Annotated in this window: 16 protein-coding genes and 1 other annotated feature; of the genes, 14 read left to right on the plus strand and 2 right to left on the minus strand. The window is 46.3% G+C overall.

Translation table 11 applies throughout. The annotated features are described in order from the left end of the window. Positions 1–2: 2 nt before the first annotated feature. The 14 genes from CCC17_RS08080 to CCC17_RS08145 all read left to right on the plus strand — a co-directional run bounded on the left by CCC17_RS08080 (position 3) and on the right by CCC17_RS08145 (position 19313). Positions 3–935: a DMT family transporter gene (locus CCC17_RS08080; protein ID WP_173723020.1), complete on the plus strand. Its 933-nt coding sequence runs from the start codon at positions 3–5 to the stop codon at positions 933–935. A 231-nt stretch (positions 936–1166) separates the two neighbouring features. Further along, positions 1167–1703: a nitroreductase family protein gene (locus CCC17_RS08085; protein ID WP_186582219.1), complete on the plus strand. Its 537-nt coding sequence runs from the start codon at positions 1167–1169 to the stop codon at positions 1701–1703. 212 nt (positions 1704–1915) lie between these two features. Further along, on the plus strand, positions 1916–2944 hold the full coding sequence (locus CCC17_RS08090) for an alpha/beta fold hydrolase (RefSeq protein WP_015525502.1): 1029 nt from the start codon (positions 1916–1918) through the stop codon (positions 2942–2944). 201 nt (positions 2945–3145) lie between these two features. Then, positions 3146–4543: an alanine/glycine:cation symporter family protein gene (locus tag CCC17_RS08095; RefSeq protein ID WP_110102704.1), complete on the plus strand. Its 1398-nt coding sequence runs from the start codon at positions 3146–3148 to the stop codon at positions 4541–4543. An 86-nt stretch (positions 4544–4629) separates the two neighbouring features. After that, positions 4630–4876: a binding site (T-box leader), on the plus strand. Positions 4877–4960: 84 nt separating this feature from the next. After that, a complete protein-coding gene (locus CCC17_RS08100) occupies positions 4961–5464 on the plus strand; it encodes a TRAP transporter small permease (protein ID WP_015525504.1) in 504 nt (167 codons plus the stop codon). Beyond that, complete coding sequence (locus CCC17_RS08105) at positions 5465–8797, plus strand: TRAP transporter large permease subunit (RefSeq protein WP_287082901.1); 3333 nt, start codon at positions 5465–5467, stop codon at positions 8795–8797. Between the two features lie 225 nt (positions 8798–9022). Continuing rightward, on the plus strand, positions 9023–9955 hold the full coding sequence (locus CCC17_RS08110) for a GTP-binding protein (protein ID WP_278635690.1): 933 nt from the start codon (positions 9023–9025) through the stop codon (positions 9953–9955). Further along, complete coding sequence (locus CCC17_RS08115; RefSeq protein WP_287082902.1) at positions 9939–11051, plus strand: DUF3878 family protein; 1113 nt, start codon at positions 9939–9941, stop codon at positions 11049–11051. Before CCC17_RS08110 ends, CCC17_RS08115 begins: the two co-directional genes overlap by 17 nt. 136 nt (positions 11052–11187) lie before the next feature. Beyond that, positions 11188–11421: a hypothetical protein gene (locus CCC17_RS08120; protein ID WP_015525508.1), complete on the plus strand. Its 234-nt coding sequence runs from the start codon at positions 11188–11190 to the stop codon at positions 11419–11421. A 212-nt stretch (positions 11422–11633) separates the two neighbouring features. Continuing rightward, entirely contained in the window at positions 11634–12776 is a 1143-nt protein-coding gene (locus tag CCC17_RS08125) for a CobW family GTP-binding protein (RefSeq protein WP_015525509.1), read from the plus strand. Positions 12777–12898: 122 nt separating this feature from the next. Beyond that, positions 12899–13849 (plus strand): TIGR03943 family putative permease subunit, encoded by a 951-nt coding sequence (locus CCC17_RS08130; RefSeq protein WP_021651300.1) that lies wholly within the window; start codon positions 12899–12901, stop codon positions 13847–13849. A gap of 78 nt (positions 13850–13927) precedes the next feature. Beyond that, positions 13928–14506 (plus strand): aminoacyl-tRNA hydrolase, encoded by a 579-nt coding sequence (gene pth / locus CCC17_RS08135; RefSeq protein WP_015525511.1) that lies wholly within the window; start codon positions 13928–13930, stop codon positions 14504–14506. A 7-nt stretch (positions 14507–14513) separates the two neighbouring features. Continuing rightward, positions 14514–17840, plus strand: coding sequence for a transcription-repair coupling factor (mfd, locus tag CCC17_RS08140; RefSeq protein ID WP_287082904.1), 3327 nt, complete (start codon positions 14514–14516; stop codon positions 17838–17840). A 213-nt stretch (positions 17841–18053) separates the two neighbouring features. Next, positions 18054–19313, plus strand: coding sequence for a hypothetical protein (locus tag CCC17_RS08145; protein WP_015525513.1), 1260 nt, complete (start codon positions 18054–18056; stop codon positions 19311–19313). A gap of 106 nt (positions 19314–19419) precedes the next feature. Here CCC17_RS08145 and CCC17_RS08150 read toward each other — a convergent pair whose 3' ends face one another. After that, positions 19420–20217 carry a Cof-type HAD-IIB family hydrolase gene (locus CCC17_RS08150; RefSeq protein WP_015525514.1) on the minus strand — a complete coding sequence of 266 codons (798 nt, stop codon included), beginning with the start codon at positions 20215–20217 and terminating at the stop codon, positions 19420–19422. Positions 20218–20227: 10 nt separating this feature from the next. Continuing rightward, positions 20228–21442 (minus strand): DUF4317 domain-containing protein, encoded by a 1215-nt coding sequence (locus CCC17_RS08155; protein WP_059086232.1) that lies wholly within the window; start codon positions 21440–21442, stop codon positions 20228–20230. Positions 21443–21724 lie beyond the last annotated feature (282 nt).

A 21724-nucleotide genomic window follows, 5' to 3' on the forward strand; every position in this document is an offset into this window, starting at 1 on the left:
AAATGGAACAAACAAAAACAATATTAAAAAAAACCTGGGTGGTAGCAGCGCTTGCCTGCGTCTGCTGTCTTCTCTGGGGGAGTGCGATCCCGCTGATCAAGACAGGATACCGTCTGATGCAGATGGATTCTGCAGATACGGCAAGTCAGATCGTTTTTGCAGGTGTGCGTTTTGCACTGGCAGGAATCCTTGTACTGATCTTTGCATCTTTGCGTGAGCGCAAGGTTCTGCTTCCGGATCGAACTGTTCTGAAATATGCGGTGCCGGTATGTATGGCTCAGACGGTATGTCAGTATTTCTTCTTTTATATAGGTGTGGCACATACCTCCGGTGTAAAAGGCGCTATTATCACAGGTCTTGGGAATTTTATTGCGATCCTGCTGTCCTGCCTTGTTTTTCACAAGGAAAAAATGACCGGGCGAAAGATGCTCGGCTGTGTCCTCGGTTTTGCCGGCGTGGTCGTGATCAATCTCATGGGAAATTCTCTGGATGCAGGTTTTAGGCTTACAGGAGAAGGATTTATTCTGATCGCGCAGTTTTCTTACGGAATGTCCACGGTGCTGATCAATATTTTTTCCAGAAAGGTATCTCCGGTGGTACTCAGCGGAACGCAGTTTACCATGGGCGGGATCATTCTGTTCCTGATCGGAAAAGGGATGGGAGGACATTTCGGAGTGGTAAATGCCGCCGGTATCGGGATCATCTTTTATCTGGCAATGGTGTCTGCAGTGGCCTATACACTGTGGTCAGTGCTGCTTGCCTGGAATGATGTATCTAGGGTAGCGATCTTTGGCTTTGTAAATCCTTTGTTCAGTGTGATACTGTCTGCACTGGTTCTGGGAGAGGTACGTCAGGCATTTAATATGGGAAGTCTCATCGCACTGTTTCTTGTCTGTGTGGGAATTTATGTGGTAAATCAAAAAAAATCTTCATAAGTGGTATTGCAGTTATTGTTCCAAGGCAATATTTTTTGAAGCGTGTTGCTGAGAACGGAGTGAACAGTAATGGTCGCAGAATGAACAGTAACGATGCCGGAGTTTTGAAATTGATTTCAATACGGCATTGTGTTAAAATAGCTCCATAAAAAGTGTGAACATAAAAATCCATGCCGGAATAACTGCAGGATCCGGAAGCAGATCCGGCACCGGACAGTAAGGAGGAAAAATATGGAATTTCAGAAACTGATCGAAGAGAGAAGGACCATCCGTAAATACAGCCCGGAGAGCAGGATCACAAAAGAAGATCTTCTTGCAGTGATCCGGGCCGCTCAGGAAGCACCCAGCTGGAAAAACTCCCAGACCGGAAGATATTATTGTGTAATGTCCGAAGAGATGGTGGAGAAGGTCAGCAGAGAATGTCTGCCGGAAATGAACCAGGCAAAAGCAGAGAATGCCTCCCTGATCGTTACAACCTTTGTACATAACCATGCCGGATTTCAGAAAGACGGAACACCAGATAATGAACTCGGAAACGGCTGGGGCTGCTATGATCTGGGACTTCAGAACGAGAATCTGATCCTGAAGGCAAAGGAGCTTGGATATGGAACCCTGATCATGGGACTTCGTGACGGAGACAAACTCCGTGAGCTCCTTTCCATTCCGGAAACAGAAACGGTAGTGGCAGTGATCGCCATCGGAAAAGCAGCCGAAGAGCCTGCAAGACCGAAACGTAAAGATGTGGAAGATATTGTGAGATTCTATTAAATAATAGAAGAAATGCCCGGTACATATCAAAGTGTTCGGGCATTTTTTAATGGAAATTAAAGAGCAAAATGGTCTAAAAAGGATTGCCTGGAGGAGTGAATTCTGTTATCCTGTAAGAAAACAGCTGTGACAACATGGAAGGGTTTTGAAAAGCAGAGTTTGGGAGAAGCAAAAAAGCAATACAGTAAAAGCAAGGGAGGTTTTTAACCAATATGCAGATCATACATGAAAATGAATACGAAGAAACCATGAAAAATATCGTAACGCCATATCTTCTGTCTCACAGAAGAGAGCTTTATGTACCGGGTGCGGATTATCCGTTTCGTAACGAAAGCAAACGAATCACAGGTAAGATCCATATGCTGCAGTATCTGTCTGATATTGATATGCCTAAAGGTGTGGTAGTCATCAGCCACGGATTCACAGAATCAGCAGTAAAATATGATGAAGTGGCCTATTATTTTCTTAAGGAAGGCTATCATGTATATATTCCGGAGCATTGCGGCCATGGCCGCAGCTATCGTCTTACCGCAGACCCGTCTCTGGTCCACATCGATACATGGAGAAGATATATCCGCGATTTTCTGAAAGCATGCCGCTACATAAAGAAAGCACATCCGGATCTGTCACTTAACTTGTATGCACATTCCATGGGTGGTGCCATCGGTGGTATTGCTGCAGCCTGGGAGCCGGACTGGTTTCACAAGGTGATCCTTTCTTCTCCGATGATCCGTCCTCTTACAGATAATGTTCCGTGGCCGGCAGCCACCGGCATAGCTCTGGAGAAATGCATTTTCGGAAAAGATGAGGAATATGTAGCTGGCCGAAAGCCTTACGATGGCAGCGGTTCTTTTGAGACAAGCTCCGCAACATCAAAACCAAGATACGAGCGATACAAAAATCTCCGTGCAGAACATAAGGAGCTCCAGACCTGGTCTCCATCCTACGGCTGGCTCTGGGCTTCTGCGGAAATGAGCTGGTATCTGCGTCTCTACGGATGGAAAAAATATACGGCACCAATGCTGCTCATTCAGGCCCAGACGGAAGATCTGGTGTCTGTCCGTGCCCTGAAAAATTTTGCCGGAAAGATCAATCGCCAGGGAAAAACAAGCTGTGATTATATCCATATGATCGGAACAAAGCATGAGATCTATGGAAGCAGAGGTAAGATCCTGGAGAAATACTGGGGATATATATTTACATTCCTGGACGATACGGAAAATGATATTGATCACAGATAAGTATTTTTACTACAGGTGTATCACATATTTAACAACAGGATTGGCAGCTTTTATTCACTTCCTTTCTTTATCATAGTAAAATTATAAAGCTTTTCTCTTATACATTCGACAAAAAATGTGATATAATCTAACGAATCGTCTTTTTGTACAGACAAACGTACAATCCAAAAAGACAAAATTAAATAAGGGAAGGATTATAGAATGTTATCTGTTATTGAATCAGTGAATGCTGCCGTAAACAATTTTATCTGGGGCGTTCCTGCGATGATCTGTATTATTGGTGTAGGTCTTTATTTAAGTATCCGCACGAATTTTCTCCAGATTCGGAAATTTCCCTATGCCATCAGGGTCACTATCGGACGTATGCTTCGGAAAAGAGAAGCTTCCGATGGAAGTCTGACACCGTTTCAGGCTGTTTGTACGGCGTTAGCTGCTACCGTGGGAACGGGAAATATTGCAGGTGTGGCAGGTGCTATTGCCATCGGAGGACCGGGAGCCGTATTCTGGATGTGGATTTCCGCACTTCTTGGAATGTGTACAAAGTTTTCAGAAGTAACACTTGCGGTACATTTCCGCGAAACCAATGCCAATGGAGATCTGGTTGGAGGACCAATGTATTACATTAAGAATGGTCTAAAAAAACACTGGCACTGGCTGGCATATCTGTTTTCCGCTTTTGGTGTGCTTACTGTTTTCGGAACCGGAAATGCAACCCAGGTTAATACCATTACAACAGCTATTGATTCTGCACTGATCAATTACAATGTGATCGCTGCAGACAATACTTCTACGGTAAACCTTGTTATGGGGATCATCCTTGCGATTCTTGTGGCAATGATCCTGCTTGGCGGAATCAAAAGGATCGGCCAGGTTACAGAAAAGCTGGTACCGTTTATGGCATTGTTTTATATTATTCTTGCCGTCGGTGTAATTATCATCAACTGGAAAAATGTTCCGGGTGTTTTCAGCGCTATCATCAGAGGCGCATTTAATCCGGCATCTGTGACAGGCGGCGTAGTAGGAAGCTTTTTCATGAGTATGAAAAAAGGTGTTTCCAGAGGTATTTTTTCCAATGAGGCAGGTCTTGGTACCGGTTCCATCGCACATGCCTGTGCAGACACCAGAAAACCTGTAAAACAGGGATTTTTCGGGATCTTTGAGGTATTCACGGACACGATCGTGATCTGTACGCTGACAGCGCTTGTCATCCTCTGCAGCGGGGTGCCGGTTGGTTATGGCGCAGCAGCAGGAGCGGAGCTTACCATCAGCGGTTTTACCAGTACATACGGAAACTGGGTTTCCATCTTTACAGCAGTTGCCATGTGCTGCTTCGCATTTTCCACTATCATTGGATGGGGACTTTACGGAGCCAGATGTGCGGAGTTCCTTTTTAAGGAAAAAGCTATCAGGCCTTTTATGGTACTGTACTCTCTGGTAGCGATCATCGGCGCAACTGTTGATCTCGGACTTCTCTGGAGTATCGCAGAGACCTTCAACGGTCTGATGGCGATCCCTAACCTGATCGCAGTATTCCTGCTTTCCGGTGTGGTTGTAAAGCTTGTGAAGGAGTACTTCGCCGGAGAAGGAAAGAACGCCTGAGGGAGTTTTTGAAAAAAAAACTTGACTATCAAAACAAACAGAGTTAGAATTGGTTTAGCTCATTAAAGAGTTAACACATAACAGAAGTAAATTCCATGAAGGGAATCAGTAAAGACAGAGGAACCGTCTTCAGAGAGCTGTGACTGGTGTGATGCAGCGTCGGAACTGCCTTGAATATCATCCCTGAGAAGGAAAGCCGAAAGTTTCAGACAAGTAAGTAGGTTTTCACGGGTGCTTCCCGTTACAGAAGTCGCGTATGCCGGTACGTTGCAGAATCGTGCTTGTTTCAATGGAGAAACAGGGTGGTTGCGGAATTTTATATCCGTCCCTGAAAGGGGACGGATTTTTTTATCCAAAACATTTTAAACCACGGGGTAAGGATCTGAAACCGGAAAAATATACAAAAGGGGAAAGAGTATGAAAGTGTACAAAAAACTCATGAACGCACTTGCAGCAGTAGAAAAAATTGTACTGGTCATTTCCACACTGCTTATCCTTGTGCTGACTGTGGGAAATGTATTTTCCCGTAAGGTCATCCATCGCTCATGGTCTTTTACAGAAGAGCTTGTTGTAGCGGTGTTTGTTCTCATCACACTTCTGGCAGCAGCACTTGCCTGCCGTGAAAAAGGAGGACTGGTAAGTCTGACACTGGTTACGGACCGTCTTCCGAAAAAACTGGAAAAACCATCTGTGATCCTGATCACGGTCCTGAGTATTGTTTTTTCCGCAATTTTATTTAAATATGGAATGGACAAAGTTCTTACACAGCTGGCAAACGGCAAGAGAACTTTCGTATTGAACTGGCCGGAGTGGATCTTCTGGTCCTTCGTGCCGATCGGAGCAGGCTGTATGATCCTTCATTTTATTGAGTACTGCCTCGACTTCTGCCTGAAAAAAGATGATGAAAAGGAGGACAAATAAATGATCAGTGCAATCTTATTTATCTCCTTCTTTGTTTTCCTGATCCTGGGACTTCCCATTGCGATCTGCTTAGGTCTGTCATCTGTATGTGCCATCCTTTATTCCGGTACATCTCTGACGATCGTAGCTACAAATATGTACTCCGGAATCAGTAAATTCCTGCTTCTTGCTATCCCGTTCTTTGTTCTGTCCGGAAACATTATGGCAAAAGCCGGTATTTCCAAACGACTGATCAACTTCGTAGATACCTGCGTAGGACATAAAAAGGGCGGCATCGCCATTGTATGTGTTATCGTAGCCTGCTTCTTCGGAGCGATCTCCGGTTCCGGCCCTGCAACGGTTGCGGCACTTGGAGCAGTTCTGATCCCGGCTATGGTTGAGCAGGGCGGTTTCTCCGCACCGTTTTCCACGGCATTGATGGCAACCTCCAGTTCCATCGCCATTGTCATACCGCCGAGTATCGCATTCGTTGTATACGCTTCTATCACAGGGGTATCTATTGCAGATATGTTTATGGCTGGTATCGTTCCGGGACTTCTGATGGGTGTTGCTCTTGTGATCATCGTTATGATCGAGGCAAAGAAACATAACATTCAGCCATCCCGTGAAAAAGCTTCCGCAAAAGAGCGCTGGGATACATTTAAAGATGCATTCTGGGGATTCCTGATGCCGGTTATCATCCTCGGGGGAATTTACGGTGGTATCTTTACACCAACTGAGGCTGCAGCCGTATCTGTTGTTTACGGTCTGTTTGTTGGTATGGTGATCTACCGTGAGGTTAAGCTCAAAGATCTGTTTGACATTCTTGTGGATTCTGCAAAGACAACCGGTGGAATCATGCTGATCGTAGCGAGTGCTTCCCTGTTCTCTTTTGTATGTACCAAGTTTGGTATTGCAAATGCGGCATCTGAGCTTCTTGCCGGCATTGCACATAATCAGTTTACCTTCCTTCTGATCGTAAACATCATTTTCCTGATCGCAGGATGCTTCATTGATGCAAACTCTGCGATGTACATTTTTATACCGATCATGCTTCCGGTATGTAAGGCTCTGGGCTATGATGTGGTAGCATTCGGTGTTATGGCAACAGTTAACCTTGCGATCGGACAGGTAACACCTCCGGTAGGTGTAAATCTTTTCGTTGCCATCAGTATCAAGATCAAAAAAGGTCTGGAGGTTACTCTTCAGCAGATCTCCAGAGCAGTTATGCCGATGATCGCTGCATCCGTTGCAGTTCTTCTGATCATCACTTATATTCCGGCTGTTTCCACAGCTCTTCCGAAGGCTCTTGCAAAAGAGGGTTCCTATACAGGAGACCAGTCTTCTGACACAGAAAGCCAGAGTTCCAAGGATTCCGGAGACGGAAGTGATTCCTTTAATACCATCGCGGATTACAGTGATCTTGACTGGCCGGAGATGACATGGAACTTTGCATGCTCTACAACTGAAACAAGTACCTGGGCTGACGGAGGACGTAAGTTTGGTGAGCTTATGGAAAAAGCAACCGGCGGAAAAGTCAAGGTTAATATTTACGCAGCAGATCAGCTGACAAACGGAAATCAGTCCGAGGGAATCCAGGCACTGATGAACGGAGATCCGGTACAGATCTCCATGCATTCCAATCTGATCTATTCTGCATTTGACCCGAGATTCAATGTAGTATCCCTGCCGTTTATCTATGATTCCTACGATGACGCGGATGCAAAATTTGATGGTGAGGCCGGAGAAAAGCTGAAAGAAATCCTTGGTGAGTACGGACTTCACTGTATGGGAATCGCAGAGAACGGTTTCCGTGAGCTGACAAACAGCAAGCATGAAGTAAAAACAGTAGACGACATGAAGAACCTGAAGGTTCGTGTGGCCGGTTCCAATCTTCTCATGGAATGCTATAAGAGATGGGGCGCAGATGCCACAAATATGAACTGGTCCGAGACCTACACAGCACTTCAGCAGAATACGGTAGAGGGCGAGGAGAACCCGTTGCCGGCTATCGACGCAGCCAGCGTACAGGAGGTACAGCCGTACTGCTCCATGTGGGATGCAATCTATGACTGTCTGTTCTTCTGCATCAACCAGGATATTTATGAAAGCCTGACACCGGAACAGCAGCAGGTTGTTGATGAGGCAGGCCAGAAGGCTGTTGAGTATGAGCGTTATATCAACCGTTCCGGCGACGAAGAGATCATGAGCCGCTGGGAGAAGAGCAACGGTGTGACCTTTACAAAGAAAGAGGATATGGATATCGATTCCTTCAAGAAAGCAGTAGACGGAATCGACGACTGGTTTGTAAACGAGCTTAAGAGTGCAGGCTATGACGATGCACAGGATCTGGTAGATCTTTTTACAGAGGATTCTGTAGATACCGTGGAGGATTACAGTGATCTGAACTGGCCTGAGACAACCTGGAACTTTGCATGCTCCACAACAGAGACAAGCACCTGGGCTGACGGAGGACGTAAGTTCGGTGAGCTCATGGAAAAAGCTACAGGAGGAAAGGTCAAGGTTAACATTTACGCAGCGGATCAGCTGACAAACGGAAACCAGTCCGAGGGAATCCAGGCACTGATGAACGGAGATCCGGTACAGATCTCCATGCATTCCAATCTGATCTACTCTGCATTTGACCCGAGATTTAATGTGGTATCCCTGCCGTTCATTTATGATTCCTATGATGATGCAGATGCGAAGTTTGACGGCGAGGCCGGAGATAAGCTGAAGGAGATCCTTAACGGCTACGGACTCCACTGCATGGGTATTGCAGAGAACGGTTTCCGTGAGCTGACAAACAGCAAGCATGAGGTAAAATCTGTAGATGATATGAAGAATCTGAAGGTTCGTGTAGCCGGCTCTAATCTTCTTATGGAGTGCTATAAGAGATGGGGCGCAGATGCCACAAATATGAACTGGTCCGAGACTTACACAGCACTTCAGCAGAATACGGTAGAGGGCGAGGAGAATCCGTTGCCTGCCATCGATGCAGCCAGTGTACAGGAGGTACAGCCATACTGCTCCATGTGGGATGCCATCTATGACTGTCTGTTCTTCTGTATCAACCAGGATGTTTACGATGCACTGACACCGGAGCAGCAGGCTGTTGTTGATGAGTGCGGCCAGAAAGCCGTAGAGTATGAGCGTTATATCAACCGTTCCAGCGATGATGAGATCAAAGCACGCTGGGCAGACAAAAACGGTGTGACTTTCACAGAGAAAGCTGACATGGATATCGATTCCTTCAAAGAAGCGGTAGACGGCGTAGATGAGTGGTTTGTTCAGGAGCTGAAAGATCAGGGCTATGACGATGGCCAGGATCTGGTAGATCTGTTTACAAAGTAATCTTCATATATGTTTATAAAAAGATAAAATAGCCGGAAAGAGGCAGTTCTGAGAGGATTTTTCAGGACCGCCTCTTTTCTTTGTGGAAAAAAGATTATATACTGATAGCAGTCCGGCATTTGTCGGGCAGGAGATTATTGAAATATGACCGGAACATAAGTAAAGCATATATTCGCATTTATTTTACTGTATGCTCCGGAGAGTTGATAAAGTAAAGGAAGAAATATGATAAAGATCGATCTGATAACCGGATTTCTCGGATCCGGAAAGACAACATTTATAAAAAAATATGCCTCCTATCTTTTGAAAAAAGGCATGAACATCGGGATCCTGGAAAATGATTTCGGGGCAGTGAATGTGGATATGATGCTGCTTCAGGATCTGATGGGTGACAACTGTGAGCTGGAGATGGTTTCCGGGGGCTGTGATGCGGACTGTCACAGACGGCGATTTAAGACAAAGCTGATCGCCATGGGAATGTGCGGTTACGACCGTGTCATCGTAGAACCATCCGGAATCTTTGATGTGGATGAGTTCTTTGACGCCCTCCATGAGGAACCGTTGGATAAATGGTATGAGATCGGAAATGTGATCGCCATTGTGGATGCGAAGCTGGCAGAGGATCTTTCAGCGGAAGCGGATTATCTGCTGGCTTCCGAGGTGGCAGATGCAGGCTGTGTATTATTGAGCAGGAGCCAGGAAGCCACGGTGGAAGAGATCAGTAGCACAAAAGAGCATCTCAACCGTGCACTTGGCCAGATCCAGTGCAGGCGCCGTCTGGACAGTGAGATTCTCACCGGAAACTGGGATGATCTCACAGACACAGACCTGGAAAAAATCCTGGATTGCGGGTATGTGGCAGAGGATTACGTGAAGGAATCCTATGCGGAAGGCGGCGGATTTGATTCTCTGTTTTTTATGAACGTTCATAAAAGCGAGGAGGAACTTCATGAAACTGCAGAAAGGATCCTGAATGATCCATCCTGCGGAGATGTTTTTCGCGTAAAAGGTTTTCTCAGAAAAGAAGATGGACAATGGCTGGAGCTGAATGCTACCCGCCATGAGATCTGCATCCGGCCAACGAAGCTGGGACAGGAGATCATGATCGTTATTGGGGAGAAACTGAATAAAGAGGTAATTGATGGATACTGGAAATAATACTGCAGGAAAAACAGCACCGGAGAGATATGTCTCAGAGAAGGCCTTTGAAGAGCTTCCAGATACCTTTCAGAAGCTAGCAGAGCTGCTTGGAGAAGATCAGTTTGAACTGGTGGCAGTGAATGATGAGAAAGATCCGCAGGATCAGAAAGCAGCTTCAGAAAGTGCTTTTTCGGAAGCAATTGCGGAAAAGTCCGATGACAATATGTACAGAGTGGATTCTTATGTAAAAAACGGCGAAATCCGTCTTGTGTATCTTATGAATGATGCGGTAGAAAGCTTTCTTGTTTTTGAAAATGCCCGTATGACAGGTGTATACAAATCGGATTACGAGGGCGAGATCCTGGCAGATTTAAGCCGGCAGGGCAGAGAATACATCCTTGTGGTTCACCAGGATGATTCGGTGGTGACTTTGTTTTTTGAAACCCTGTCTCTGGAAAAACATCTCTACGATTACAGCCGGATCGGTCATTTCTGGGTAGAAGGGTATGAATACTTACGGCAGCTGGAATATCGGCTGGCGATCCTCCGCGACAAATATGATTATATAGGCGGGGACAGCTGCAACGCTCTGGAGGAGAAGCTTTCTGCACTGGTGGAATTTCCGCCATTGAATTACTGCTGTTATCCGGCTGTTCCGGAAAAGTATATTGTTCCCAGGGAAAATCCGTGGATTCCCTCGGAAAAGGCATTTGAGGTAATGGGAGAGATCGCAAGGCAGGCAGGAGACCGTACCTTTGTCAGGTGGCTTGAAATTTACCGGAAACTTCGGTTTAAATGGGTAGCACGGAAACTGGCAGGAATGCTTCACCGTACAAAACACATCCAGGTAACGATGTGCCTTTCTGAAAAGCTGCGGGAAGCTTCATCCGGATATGGGAATCGTTCTTTTGGAAAAGAAGCCGATGAAGAACTTAGAGTTCTTACAGAAAAAGCCAGGACAAAGCAGGCAGAGCTGAACGAGCAGGGTATGGGATCCGAAGTACTCAGGGAAGAACCGTTTACCATTGCCAGAGATTCTCTGGGATTTAAGGTTTATCTCATGAAATGGAACAAAGGAAGAAAAGACTGTACCGTTGAAATTGAAGAAATATGACGAAATATATATAGATCCGTAGAGAATATCTGTGAAGTGTTTTTGCCCGGCAGGGATTGCTTTTTTAAAAACACTGGGGTATAATCTAACGGAAAGAGTTAAGAACAGCCCTTTAATAAGAAAGGAGATTTTTAAAATGAAAGTAACACATATTACAGATATTGATAAATTTTTTGAGGTAATTGACAGCTGCAAGGGTAGAGTAGAGCTTGTAACAGGAGAGGGAGACAGATTGAACCTGAAATCCAAACTTTCCCAGTATGTATCTCTTGCAAACATCTTTTCCGCTGGTGAGATCCCGGAGCTTGAGATCGTTGCAGCAGAGAAAGAGGATATCGACAAGCTTATGAACTTTATGATCAACGGCTGATAGGAAGAACGATTTTCAGGGATGTGAGCTTTTCACATCCCTCTATTAATCTGAATATAAAGCAGAATAGGAATGTCTGTTTTGTAAAATGGATATAATGACAGCAGATACAGAAACAGGTATTTTTTTCTCTGTCATCATGAGCATAACAGGATACAACCAGGGGGTATAATACTTCCTGGTCAAACTACGTTAAAAGGAGTGTATACAAAATGGTTAAAATTGATATTATCTCCGGTTTCCTTGGCGCCGGAAAAACAACTCTGATCAAAAAGCTTCTGAAGGATGGATTTCAGGGTGAGCAGGTAGTGCTGATCGAGAACGAGTTCGGTGAGATCGGTATTGACGGCGGCTTCCTGAAAGAGGCAGGGATCCAGATCCGTGAGATGAACTCCGGATGTATCTGCTGCTCTCTGGTAGGAGATTTCGGAACCTCTCTGAAAGAGGTTGTTACCAAATATGATCCGGACAGGATCCTGATCGAGCCATCAGGAGTTGGTAAGCTTTCTGACGTTATCAAGGCTGTACAGGGTGTTCAGGACGAGGTTGACATTAAACTGAACAGCTATACAACTGTTGTTGATGCAAAAAAATGCAAAATGTATATGAAGAACTTCGGTGAGTTCTTTGATAATCAGATCCAGTATGCAGGTGCTATCATCATGAGCCGTACTGATATTGCAAGTGAGAAAAAGGTTCAGGAGTCCCTGGAGCTTCTCCGCAGCCTGAATAAGGATGCTGCTATCATTACAACTCCGATCGAGAATCTTGACGGTAAGAAGCTGGTAGAGGTTATGGAGCATCCGGTATCCCTGGAGCAGGAGATGCTTGAGGAGGAGCATGAGCATCATCATCACCACGACGGAGAGTGTGGCTGCGGCCATGATCATGAAGAGCATGAGCATCACCATCACCACGACGGAGAGTGCGGCTGTGGCCATGATCATGAAGAGCATGAGCATCACCATCACCATGACGGAGAGTGCGGCTGCGGCCATGATCATGAAGAGCATGAGCATCACCATCACCACGACGGAGAGTGTGGCTGTGGACATGACCACCACCATCATCATGCAGATGAGGTCTTCACAAGCTGGGGCCGTGAGACTATTAAAAAATATACACGTGAGGGACTTGAGAAGATCCTTGAGGCACTTTCCGAGTCTGATAAATACGGTATCATCCTCCGTGCAAAGGGAATGCTTCCAGCAGAAGACGGAACATGGATCTATTTTGATATGGTTCCGGAAGAAACTGAGATCCGTGAGGGTGCACCGGAATATACAGGCCGTCTGTGCGTGATCGGTTCTAAGCTTGACGAGCATGCACTGGAGGAGCTTTTCGGGATCGCATAAAGCATATGATAAAATAAATGTTCGTTTTGACGCAAAGCCAAAGCGGAATACAGATATAGATTGTTACAGAAAGGAAACAGATACTGTACATTAAATTGTACAGTATCTGATAGGATGGATTTATGGAAGAGACCAGAGTACCCGTTTATCTGATCACAGGTTTTCTGGAAAGCGGCAAGACCTCTTTCCTGAGCTTTACCCTGCAGCAGGATTACTTTCAGATCGATGGAAAAACACTGCTGATCCTTTGCGAAGAGGGTGAGGAAGAATATGATGAGGAAGCACTGAAACAGTGCAATACCGTTGTGGAGAGCATTGACAGCGAGGAAGAGCTTACACCGGAACGACTTGCGGCAATGGAGATCTTGCATCAGCCGGAGCGGGTGATCATTGAGTATAATGGCATGTGGCTGGTAAGTAAATTCGAAGAAATGGAAAAACCGGAAGGCTGGGGCGTGGAGCAACATATCACCTGTGTGGATGCAAGCACATTCCAAGTCTATATGGCGAATATGAAGTCCCTTTTTATGGACATGGTCCGCAATGCGGATATGGTTATCTTTAACCGCTGCCAGGAGAACGACCCGCTTCCTTCTTACAGAAGAAGCATCAAGGTGGTGAACCAGCGTGCGGAGATTATCTTTGAGGATGAAGAGGGCGAGCTTGGTGATCTTTTTGAGGATGAGATGCCATTTGATATTGATGCGCCGGTGATCGATATCCTTCCGGAGGATTATGGTATCTGGTTTGTGGATTCCATGGATCATCCGGACCGTTATGTCGGAAAAACCGTTCACTTTAAAGCACGTGCCCTGAAGCCGCGTGGAATGGGAAGCAAATTCTTTGTTCCCGGAAGAACAGCCATGACATGCTGTGCAGATGATACCACATTCCTTGGTTACATCTGCAAGAGCGCTTTTGCTCCGAAGATCGCAGAAGGCCAGTGGGTGGATGTTACTGCGAAGGTTGCGTTTGAGAAGAGAATGGAATATCAGGGAGAGGGAATCGTACTTTACGCAGAGCATGTAGAAGTTTGTGAGCCACTTGCTGATGAGATGGTATATTTCAACTGATACGATCAGAGCATTTGTATGCCTTAAGGCATAAGAAGGCTGACATTGAAACAGGTGAATTACAGCTGAGGAGTTTTTATGTATTTAATTGCAGGTTTGGGAAATCCGGGAAAGCAGTATGAGGCTACACGCCACAATATGGGCTTTGACACCGTTGACTGTCTTGTGGAGAAGCATAATATCCCGCAGGGCGGCGTAAAATTTAATGCCATGTATGGAAAAGGTATCATCGGCGGTGAAAAAGCTATTCTGATGAAACCGCTTTCCTATATGAATTTAAGCGGCGGTCCGATCCAGGAGATGTCCGGCTATTTCAAGATCGATCCGGAGACAGAGCTGATCGTGATCTACGATGATATCGATCTGGAGCCTGGGCAGCTTCGTATCCGCAAAAAGGGCAGTGCGGGCGGACATAACGGGATCAAGGATATCATCCGCCGCCTTGGAACTGAAAAATTTATCCGTATCCGTGTTGGTGTCGGTGCGAAACCGAAAGACTGGGATCTGGCAGATTTTGTGCTGGGTCATTTTTCGGACAGTGACCGCAAGCTTGTGGATGAAGGGATCAATGATGCGGCAGAGGCTGTGGAGATGATCCTGTCCGAGGGCGTAGATGCGGCGATGAATAAATATAACAGGAAAAAGCCTAAGAATTGAGGTTTGTATGGAAGCATTTTTGCATCCTCTGCAGGGTCTTGCAGAGTTTGAGGAAATAAAAAAGCGCTGTGGCGCAAACTGCGGAATTCTTAATGTTTCCGGATGCATGGAGTCCCAGAAGGTCCATCTGATGTATGGACTTTCCGGGCTTTTTCCATATCATCTGATCCTTGCGGATGATGAGCGCAACGCAAAGGAAATCTATGAGGATTACCGATTCTATGACAAAAATGTATATTTTTATCCGGCAAAGGATCTTCTGTTTTTTCAGGCAGATATACACGGAAATCTTCTGATCCGGCAGCGGATGCGTGTGATTCGGGCACTTCTGGAACAGGAAGAAGTGACCGTTGTTACCAGCATTGACGGATGTATGGATTTCCTGATGCCGCTGGAAAAGATTAGAAGCAGACTTCTTCATTTTAAAAGTGACAGTGTGATCGATCTGGATCAGTTGAAGGAAGAGCTGGTAGAGCTGGGGTATGAACGCACCGGTCAGGTAGAGCTTCCGGGGCAGTTTTCTGTGCGTGGAGGAATCATTGATATCTATCCGCTGACAGAGGATAATCCTTGGCGTATCGAACTGTGGGATGATGAGGTGGATTCTATCCGGAGCTTTGATGCGGAAAGTCAGAGATCTCTGGAAAATGTAGATGAAATTACGATTTATCCGGCCGCAGAAAAGATGGACGGAGAAGATATGGTATCCTTTCTGGATTATTTTCCGGAAGAAAAAACACTGGTGTTTCTGGATGAACTGAACCACCTGGCAGAAAACGGCGAGGGTGTGGAGGAAGAGTACCGTCAGAGTCGTATGCACAGAGAGGAAAAAGGCGAGGCAAATCTTCCGGAGCAGTGGCTATGTGGCTTTCAGGAACTGCAGAAGAAGCTGAACAGACGGAATTGTGTGGCTGTATCCGCACTTTCTCCCAGACGTTCCGGATGGAAGATCAATGAGGAATTTGATCTTACGGTGAAGTCTGTAGATTCTTATAACAGCAGCTTTGAACTTCTGGTAAAGGATCTCCTTCAGTATAAGAGTCAGGGATACCGGATCGCATTGCTCTCCGGTTCCAGGACCAGGGCGGAGCGTCTGGCAAAGGATCTTTCAGAGGAAGGACTGAATGCTTTTTACAGCCAGGACATGGATCGTATCATCAGTCCCGGGGAGATCATGGTTGTCTATGGTCACGCAAGACGTGGCTTCCAGTATCCGCTAATCAAATTTGCAGTGATGACGGAAACCGATATTTTCGGCAAAGAGCAGAAAAAGCGTAAAAAAAAGAAAAAGTACAGCGGAAACAGGATCCAGGATTTTGCAGAGCTTTCCATTGGTGATCTTGTTGTTCATGAAAAGCACGGACTGGGTATTTACCGTGGAATCGAAAAGGTAGAGGTTGACCGTGTTGTGAAGGATTACATCAAGATCGAATACCGGGGCGGCAGTAATCTCTATATCCTGGCAACCCAGCTGGATGCTTTGCAGAAATATTCAGGATCCTCCGAAAATGCAAAAACGCCTAAGCTGAACAAGCTTGGCGGTCAGGAGTGGAATAAGACCAAGAGCCGTGTTAAGGGTGCGGTAAAAAATATCGCAAAAGAGCTGGTAGAGCTTTATGCAGTCCGCCAGGAGAAAGAGGGGTATGTCTGCGGACCGGATACCGTATGGCAGAAGGAATTTGAGGAGATGTTTCCCTATGAGGAGACAGAGGATCAGCTGGCAGCCATTGAGGATACCAAGAGAGATATGGAAAGCACTAGGATCATGGACCGTCTTGTGTGTGGTGACGTTGGTTACGGAAAGACGGAGGTGGCTTTAAGAGCTGCGTTTAAGGCAGTACAGGAAAGCCGGCAGGTGTTTTATCTGGTCCCTACTACCATTCTTGCCCAGCAGCATTACAATACCTTTGTACAGCGTATGAAAGAATTTCCGGTGAAGGTGGAGCTTCTCTGCCGTTTCCGGACATCTGCCCAGCAGAAAAAGACCATCGAAGGGATCAAAAAGGGGCAGGTAGATATTGTGATCGGCACCCACAGAGTTCTTTCAAAAGATGTGGAATTTAAAAATCTTGGACTTCTGATCATTGATGAGGAGCAGCGCTTTGGTGTTACTCACAAGGAGAAGATCAAGCAGATGAAAAAAGATGTGGATGTACTGACGCTGACGGCAACGCCGATTCCGAGAACTCTTCATATGAGTCTCATCGGTATCCGTGATATGAGCGTTCTGGAAGAGCCGCCGATGGATCGTGTGCCGATCCAGACATACGTTATGGAGTACGATGAGGAGACTGTTCGGGAAGCCATCCGCAGGGAGCTTCGCCGGGGGGGACAGGTGTATTACGTATATAATCGAGTCAATGACATTGCCGAAGTAGCCCTTCGGATATCCAGACTTGTGCCGGAGGCCAGAGTGGATTTTGCACATGGACAGATGAGTCAGAGGGAACTGGAGCAGGTAATGTATGATTTTATCAATGGAGATGTGGATGTACTGGTTTCCACCACTATTATTGAGACAGGACTGGATATTTCCAACGTAAACACTATGATCATCCATGATTCGGACAGATATGGCCTTTCCCAGCTTTATCAGCTCCGTGGGCGTGTAGGACGTTCCAACAGGACTGCTTATGCATTCCTGATGTATACCAAAAACAAGATGCTCCAGGAGACCGCGGAGAAACGGCTCAGCGCCATGCGGGAGTATTCAGACCTTGGAAGCGGTTTTAAGATAGCTATGAAGGATCTGGAGCTTCGTGGAGCAGGAAATCTTCTCGGTGCTCAGCAGCACGGGCATATGAACGCAGTTGGTTATGACCTTTACTGCAAGATGCTCAGTGAGGCTGTCAAGGAGGCAAAGGGAATCCGGACTATGGATGATTTTGAGACGACCATTGATCTCAATATTGATGCATTTATCCCGGATTCCTATATCGGCAACGAGTTCCAGAAGCTGGATATTTATAAGCGTATTGCCGGTATTGAAAGCCAGCAGGAATATGACGATATGCTGGAGGAGCTGATCGACCGTTTTGGCGAGCCGACAAAAGCTGTGCTGAATCTTCTTGCCATTGCAAGACTGAAGGCTCTTGCCCATCAGGGATATGTGACGGAGATCAAGCAGCTTGGAAAAGATGTCCGGATCACGCTCTATGAAAAGGCCAAGCTGGATCCCGCAGGTATCCCGGCTATTATGGCGCAGTACCGGAGAGGTTTGCAGTTTAAGGCTGATCATGAGCCGAAATTTATCCTGACACCACAGGGAAGGCTGATCGAAGAGCTGATGAAGTTTGCGGGGGAGCTGGCAAAACTGGCAGAGCCGCTGGAGTAAAGGGAAGAATCAGCTAAGCTTAGGGTTATCCACGGGAAAAAACATCCGGTTTGTGGATACCGGATATTTTCCCGGAAAGACTTGTGGATAATTTGTGAAATGTCGTGTAAGTTCGTGAAATTCCTTGCTCTTAAAGGTGAAAACGTTTATAATCAAGTATTATGGAATAAGAGCCGGACCGTGATTCTTATGGACGGATAGATGGAGGATGAAATGAGAAATTCAGTAAAGAAAGCGGCAGTTACTGCTCTTGTCTGCGTTACAGCGGCAGGAATGATGGCAGGCTGCGGAAATAAAAAACTCGATGGTACAAAGATCGCAGTGACAGTCAATAAGCAGGAAATCCCGTTTGGCGTTGTAAGTTTGGCAGCACGTATGCAGCAGGCACAGGCTGAGGCAATGTACAAGATGTATCTTGGCGGTGGAAGCGATATGTCTATCTGGAGTACCAAAATGGATGATGATTCCGATGAGACTTACGGTGAAAATGCGGTAACAACTTCTGTTGAAACTGTTGAAAAGATGTGTCTGGAGAAAGAACACGCTTCCGAGTATGATGTTGAAATCACAGATGATGAGCAGAAGGCTCTTGAGGAAGCTGCCAAGAACTTTATGGCTGCCAATTCCGATGAGACAATTGCAGAGCTTGCGGTTGATGAAGATATGGTGAAGACTTTCCTCGAGCTTGAAACATACGATGTGAAGATGAAGGATGCCATTGAAGCCAAAGCGGACGTGAAACTGGATGAGAAAGAATATCAGCAGATGTCCTTCAGCTATGCAAGTGCAAAGGTCAGCGGAGATGATCTTTCCGATGATGATATCAAGAAGAATAAAGAGAATCTTCAGAAGTTCTATGACAAGGTTAAAGAGGATCCGGCTGCAGATTTCAATACTCTTGGAGATAAGATCTCCGAGGATATGACCGCAACAACCGGAACATGCCCTACCTATGAGGAAGGTGATGACAGTGCTGCCAACGGAACTACTTATCCGGATGAGGTTCGTACCGCTTTAAGAAAGCTGGACGAGGGTGCACTGAACGAGGAGATCATAAAGACAGATTCCGTATGGTATGTTGTGAGACTGGATTCCAAGAATGATAAAACTGCAACGGAGAGTAAGAAAGAGTCTCTGACAAACACCAAGAAGGATGATTTCTATAATGATACAACAGATGGCTGGAAGAAGAAAGCTGATATCAAAGAAGAGAAAAAATTGATCAAGAAGATCAAGATCACAGATAATCACAGCTTTACGATCCAGACTCCAACTCCGACACCGGACCCGGATGTAACTGAGACACCGATAGCAGATTCTGCAGAGGCTGAGGCAACCGAGACACCGGCAGCTGAGGAGCAGACCGATGTGACCGAGACACCGGAGACAGAGGGAGATTCTGCAAAGGCTGATGAGGAGACTGCAGATAGTACAGAATCTGAGGCAGCTGCTACACTGGAAGCTGAGAAATAAGATACCATGTTTACAATGGAATGATAAGAGAAAAGACAACGAGCCGTGTACGGATTTATCGTACACGGCTCGTTTTTTGTAATGCTCATGCCTGCTTTACGGATCATCAGATCAGATCGAGATGCTCTAGTGCGTGAAGGATCCCGTCCTTGTCCACTGAGTCTGTCTGGTATGTGCAGTGTTTTTCGATGCCTCCGTAAGCATTTCCCATAGCAACGCTGACTCCGGCAGCTTTCAGCATGGGAAGGTCGTTGGGACTGTCTCCGAATGCATAGCAGTTTTCCTTGGGGATGGAAAGGCGGTCCAGGAGAAATTCCATGCCTGTGGCTTTGCTGGTACCCTTTTGTGTGACTTCCCAGATTCCGTCTCCGTGATCAAAATAGGTGTAATGATCATTACAGAAGCTGCGGAATTTTTCGACATCGGAATCCGGCAGCATATGTACCAGGAATTTGTCATAGGAGTAAGTGCAGGCATCCTCCCGATTGAATTTTGTGATGTCGACCATTGGAATTTCTTTTCGCATTTTGACTCCGAATTCGGACTGGGCCGGAGATATGCCATCATACAGGATCTCAGTGTTGGATTCAAAAATTGCCTCGATCTTGCATTTGCGGAGAAGGTCTACGGTTTCCTTGCACAGAAGATTTGGGACTGTGCGGAAAAAAAGCAATTTGTTGTCCATGTAAATGTGGGTTCCACAGCCGTATATATAGCCATCGAAATGAAGCTCTGAGAGTGCAGAGGGCATCATTACTTTGGTGCGGCCGGTGTTGATGAAAAGAAGATGACCGTTTTCATGGGCTTTTGTGAGGGCGCGGCTGGTGCTCTCCGGAACCTTGAAGGGGTGAGGCGTAAGCAGTGTGCCGTCTATGTCGAAGAACAGGATTTTTTTATCGTTCATAAGGTCTCCTTTAAAATGGGATTTCTTCTTCGGTGTTACTGTTATCAATGTCAGTAATATCATTAACAGGAAGCGGTTCTGCGGATGTATCTTCAACAGAGTTCAGTGTGCTGACACGGATGCCGTTGAGTTCTATTTCACTTTCCATGGGGATCACAAGGCATTTTCGACCATCGATGATGCGGGTTTCTACCAGTTCTGCCCGGTCCGGTGCTACATGGATCACCACGTCAGGGGTTTTGATCTCGAATTTCCGGGTGTTGGTGATGTTGGATGCTACCAGAGCTGATTTTTCTCCTGCGGCAAGCTCATACTGTTCATCGAAGTTCTGGAGCTTTTCGTCTTCTACGCCGCATTCTTCGAAGAGACGTTTGACTTCGGATTTGGTGAGGACAACAGGTTCCGGTTCGTCCTTCTGGGATTCGATGAGATCGTTGAGCTTTTCGTGGATCTCAAGGACTGTGTCGTAGGCACAGTCATCACCAAGGGTTTCTTCCACCAGAGCATTGAAGGAGTCACGCTGGGTTCCGGCAGATAGTGGTGTGGTGCAGCCGAAGACTTCTTCCATCATGGTGGAGCGGAGATTTTCGGCGTTTTTGGTGTAGTAGAGAAGTCCGTGGATATCGGTACTGCGGTCGTTGAACTGTGGGAAAAGGAAGCCCCAGTCAGGCATTTCTACCAGCCAGTCCCGGATACGGTCTTCAATATTGTTTGTCTCTGCATTGTAATGCAGGCCTGCTTTGGAGAGCTTGACCGGGCAGATACTGCAGAGGATGTGATCGTAGATCTCATCGGAAGCGTCGAACATTTCGGCACCGTCGGAGGATTTGCCGGGGATGTCGTAGACTGCGTGGATGAGGATGATGTAGTAGTTTTCACCGTAGTCGTAGTTTTCTATGATTCTGTCGTAGAAGGCTTCGGTGAGGGTGTCGTCGGTGAGTTTGCTTTTGCGGAGTTTCATGAGGAAGTTTTGGGTTCCGCCTTCGGTTTCCTGATCCAGAGGAAATTCCATGTTGATGAGGTTTTTTCCGATGGTGCCGGTGAGGGTTTTTCGGAAGATGTCGAAGTATTTGAAGGTTTCTTCCTCTGATAAGGATAAGAAGGCTTCTTTGAGTTCGGTTTTTTTGTTTTTTTCACCGTCTACGTAGCAGCCGCAGATGCGGGTGATGGAGCAGCGGTCAGGGGTGAATTGTTTTTTTATTTCTGCGATTTCTTTTTTGTTCATGTGTGGTTTACCTCGGTTTTTTAATTAGTTTGATTATAGCACAGGTGTTTGGTGTGGGCAAGATGACACGGACGGACGTGTGAGATTTGCAGCAGAAGTCCGGGTGCCGTCGTTTCGCCTGGTCATACTAAGCGTCTGAGGTGCCTCACGGAGCGGCCGGCCCATAACTCGCCATGTACGCTGATGCGTACCTGGCTCAGACAGATGGACCTTACCCTGCGGCTTGTGGCCGCCGGGTACCTCTCCGTGAACCACCTCAGACGCTAAGTATGGACCAAGGCT

Source organism: Blautia sp. LMAG:36 (assembly GCF_008680535.1).
GTDB classification, from domain to species: Bacteria; Bacillota; Clostridia; order Lachnospirales; family Lachnospiraceae; genus Blautia_A; species Blautia_A fusiformis.